Origin of the sequence: Streptomyces albus subsp. albus (assembly GCF_000719865.1) — a bacterium.
GTDB classification, from domain to species: domain Bacteria; phylum Actinomycetota; class Actinomycetes; order Streptomycetales; family Streptomycetaceae; genus Streptomyces; species Streptomyces albus_E.
The window spans coordinates 1-4,322 of record NZ_JOID01000062.1 but is presented as its reverse complement, the minus strand read 5'-3'; the positions used below and the strand labels follow the sequence as shown (position 1 = coordinate 4,322).

The 4,322-nt window shown below is 74.4% G+C and carries 2 protein-coding genes; both read right to left on the bottom strand.

The window, feature by feature from the left end:
• Positions 1-198, bottom strand: a 198-nt coding sequence (locus IF83_RS35600; RefSeq protein ID WP_167343632.1) for a polyketide synthase docking domain-containing protein, incomplete at its 3' end; no start/stop codon positions are given.
• Positions 164-4,276 carry a type I polyketide synthase gene (locus tag IF83_RS0129310; RefSeq protein WP_158711132.1) on the bottom strand — a complete coding sequence of 1,371 codons (4,113 nt, stop codon included), beginning with the start codon at positions 4,274-4,276 and terminating at the stop codon, positions 164-166. The genes IF83_RS35600 and IF83_RS0129310, both read right to left, overlap by 35 nt.
• Between the last annotated feature and the right edge of the window lie 46 nt (positions 4,277-4,322).

Here is a 4,322-nt window from a genome sequence, read left to right as displayed (position 1 = left end):
AACCGCATCCACCCCACCCACCACCAGCCCCCACAAACCCTCCGGAGACACCACACCCCCCGGAAAACGACACCCCATACCCACCACAGCCACCGGCTCATGGGTACGCTCTTCGATTTCCTGGAGGCGCTGCTCGGCACGGTGGAGTTCGACCGTCACACGCTTAAGGTATTCGGCGAGTTTCGTTTCGTTCGTCATGACTGGCCCCCTGGGTGTCCGAACCCGGCCGGCTCTGCCGGCCGAGTCTTCTGTCGATGAGTTCGAATATCTCGTCGGGCGTCGCCGACAGGATTTCCTCCGTGAGATCCCCGCCGGGCGTCTCCAGTTTCCGCAGCAGGGCGTGCAGGCGTTCGGTGATGGCATCGCGCGTGTCCGCGTCGCCCCGGTCCAACGAGCGAAGAGCCGTCTCCAGCGACTCCAGCCGCGCCAGCGGGGACGTGTCCTCGGCGAACTCCGGCTCTGGAACCAGCAGTTCGCGCACATGGGCCGCGAGAGCGGCGGCGGTCGGATGGTTGAACACCACCGCGGCGGGCAGCCGGAGGCCGGTCGCGGCGCTGAGCCGGTTGCGCAGTTCGACGGCCGTCAGGGAGTCGAAGCCCAGCTCCTTGAAGGCGCGGCCGGCCTCCACGGCCCCGCAGTCACGGCCGAGGACGGCGGACGCGTGACTGCTGACCAGTTCCAGCACCAGCGCATGCTGCCCGGACGCGGGAAGAGCCGACAGCCGTTCCTTCCACGAATCCGGACCCGGTGCGGTGCCCGCCGCCCGGCGCCGTGACGGGGTACGTACGAGACCGCGCAGTACCGCGGGCAGCGGACCGCCGCGCGCGAGGTCGCGCAGCGACCGGGTGACGATCCTGGCGGGTGCCACGGCCGGTGCTCCGCCGGCGAGGGCGGCGTCGAAGAGCGCGAGCGCCTCGCCGGTCGGCAGGGCGCCGACGCCGGTGCGTGCCATACGTGCCACGTCCGCCGGTGAGAGGTGGCTGGTCATCCCGCTGGACTCGGCCCAGTAGCCCCAGGCCAGACTGGTCGCGGGCCGCCCGTGCGCGTGCCGGTGCGCGGCGAGACCGTCGAGGAAGGCGTTGGCCGCCGCGTAGTTCGCCTGGCCCGGTGTGCCGATGACACCGGTGACGGACGAGAACAGGACGAACGCCGCCAGGGCCGTTCCGGAGGTCTGCCGGTGCAGGTTCCACGCGGCGTCGGCCTTGGGCCGGAGCACCCGGTGGATCCGGTCCGGGGTGAGGGCGTGCACGGTGGCGTCGTCGAGGATTCCGGCGGCGTGGACGACCGCGGTGAGCGGGTGGCCGGGGGCCACGGAGTCCAGGGTCGCCCGCAGCGCCCCGGGGTCCGCGGCATCGCAGGCGGCCACGGTCACTTCGGCGCCCTCGGCCGCCAGTTCGGCGCGGATCTCCTCGGCGCCTTCGGCGTCCGGGCCCCTGCGGCTGATGAGGAGCAGGTGCCGGACACCGTGCGCGGTCACCAGGTGACGGGCCACGAGCCGGCCGAGGGCACCCGTGCCGCCGGTGACGAGCACGGTGCCGTCCGGATCGAGCGACCGGACCGGCTCCTGCGGGGCGGAGATGTCCCGCGACAGCCGTGGTGTGTGCAGCCTGCCCGCGCGCAGAGCCAGTTGCGGCTCGCCCGTGGCCAGCGCGCCGGGCAGTGCCGACACCGACTCCGGCGCGTCGTCGATGTCGATCAGTGTGACGCGGCCGGGGTGTTCGGCCTGGGCACTGCGGACCAGCCCCCACACCGCGGCGCCCGCCAGTCCGGGCACGTCCTCGCCGGTACGGACGGCGACAGCGCCCCGCGTGAGCACGACGAGCCGTGCCTCGCCGGCGTCCTCTCCCGTGATCCGGTCGCGCAGCAGAGCGAGCGCGGCCTCAGCCGCCCGGTGGGCTTCGTCCGCGGGGCTGCCGGACGGGGCCGGGGCCGGGACCTCCCGGCCGGAGGCGGGCGGGGAGGGAACGGCGCACCCGGCCGGAGCGGCCAGGACGACGCCCGGGGCCTCGGCACCGGCGGGGGCCTCCGGACCGGCGTGCGCCCGCACCGTCACTCCCGCGCGGGCCAGACCGGCTCCGAGGAACGCGCCGGTCTCCCCGAGGAGTTCCCACACCTCACCGGAACCGCCCGCCGGGCAGGGCACCTCGGGCCAGTCCACGCGGAAGAGGCTCCCGGCCTCGCCCGTTCCCGGCCGCCGGGCGTCGCCGTCGGAGGCATCCGTCAGGGTGACGGCGTCCGCGGCCGCGACGGGCCGTCCCGCCGGGTCGGCCAGGGTCAGCGCGTACCGGTCCGCACGGAGCGGGGTGAGCCGCACCCGGACGGTGGTGGCGTGGGTGGCGTACAGACGCAGCCCCTCCCAGGAGGACACCACCCGGCGCGGGGCGGGGCCCTCCTCGTGCAGGGCGGCGGCCAGTGCCCGGGACGCCGCGTCGAGCAGTCCGGGGTGGATGCCGAAGCCGTCGGCCTCGGTGTGCGGGTCGTCCGCGAGCGCCACCTCCGCGTACAGCTCGGGGCCGAGCCGCCACAGCGCCTGTACGCCGGGAAAGGCGTCCTCCTCGCCGGCGTCACCGTTCTCCGGTCCGGCCGGGAGGTCGCCGGGATCGACGGGCACCGCTCCGGGCGGGGGCCAGGTGCCGTCGAGTGCCGGTGCGGCCGCGCCGGCGCCGCCGGGGCTCTCGGGCAGAACAGCCGCCCGGGCGTGGTGCGTCCAGTCGCCGTCCTCGTCCTCCGGCCGGGTGTGTACCAGGACCTCGCGCCGCCCGGACCCGTCCGCGCCCCGCACGGTGACCTGGAGCTGGTGCGCGTGTCCGGAGGACAGGCCGAGCGGGGTGAGCACCGTCAGTTCGTCCACCCAGGGGCACGCGGCTTGCTCGCCGGCGTGCAGGACGAGTTCGGCGAGCACCGCACCGGACAGGTGAACACCGGGGGCGAGCCGTCCGGTGAACACCAGTTCCCGGCTGCCGGCCAGCGGAACCGCCGCGCCCAACAGCGCGTGCTCCGTCGGCAGCAGACCGGCCGAGGTCACGTCCGCCGTACCCGAGGTGCTCTCCAACCAGTACCGCTCCCGCTGGAAGGCGTACGTGGGCAGGTCCACCGTCCGGGTCCCGGGGGCCGCCGCGGCGGCCCAGTCGGCCCTCGGGCCGTGCGCGTGGACTCGGGCGACCGAGGTGAGAAAGCGGCGCCGGCCGCCGTCGTCCCGGCGCAGGGTCCCCGTGACGAGGGCGTCCGCCGCGGTTCCCTCCGCACTGGTCACCGTGTCCTGGACCGCCATGGTGAGCACGGGGTGCGGGCTGATCTCGACGAAGGTCCGGTGTCCGTCCGCCAGAAGAGTCCGGGTCGCGCGCTCGAACTGCACGGTCTCCCGGAGATTGCGGAACCAGTACGCGGCGTCCAGGGCCGCGGTGTCCAGCGGCTCGCCGGTCACCGTCGAGTAGAACGGAAGGTCCGAGCTGCGGGGCGTTATGCCGGACAGCAGTTCCACCACCTGCTCGCGGAGCACGTCCACGTGCGGGGAGTGCGACGCGTAGTCGACGGCGATCCGGCGGGCATCGATCCCTTCCTCCGCGCAGGCGGCCAGCAGTTCCTCCAGTGCCTCGGCGTCGGCGGAAACAGTCGTCGACGAGGGACCGTTGACGGTGGCGATGTGCACCGTGCCGCGGAGGCGCGCGAGCCGGGGCTCCACCTCGTGGGCGGGCAGCGGAAGGGAGACCATGCCGCCGTTGCCCGCGAGCGCGGCGATGGCCCGTGAGCGGAGGGCCACCACGCGCGCCGCGTCGTCCAGGCTGAGGGCGCCGGCCACCTGGGCAGCGGCGATCTCCCCCTGGGAGTGCCCGACGACCGCGTCCGGCACGATGCCCAGGGAGCGCCAGAGCGCCGCGAGCGACACCATCACCGCGAACAGCGCGGGCTGGACCACGTCGACGCGGTCCAGCCCCGGCGCGTCCGGTGCGCCACGCAGCACGTCCGGAAGCGACCAGTCGGTGTGGGGTGCGAGAGCGTCCGCGCATTCGGCCAGGCGGTTGGCGAACACCTCGGAGGTTTCGAGCAGTTCGCGGGCCATGCCGGCCCACTGCGATCCCTGGCCGGGGAATACGGCGAGTGCCGCGAGTCCGGTGAGGAGTTCCTCCCGGTCCTCGCCGACCACGGCCGCCCGGTGATCGAACAACGCACGCGTCGTCGCCAGCGACCACCCCACCTCGGCCGGCGACACCTCCGGACGCTCCTCCAGGAACACCCGCAACTCCGCCGCCTGCGCCCGCAACGCCACATCCGACACCGCCGACAGACACCACGCCACCGGCCCGCCAACCGGCACACCCGAA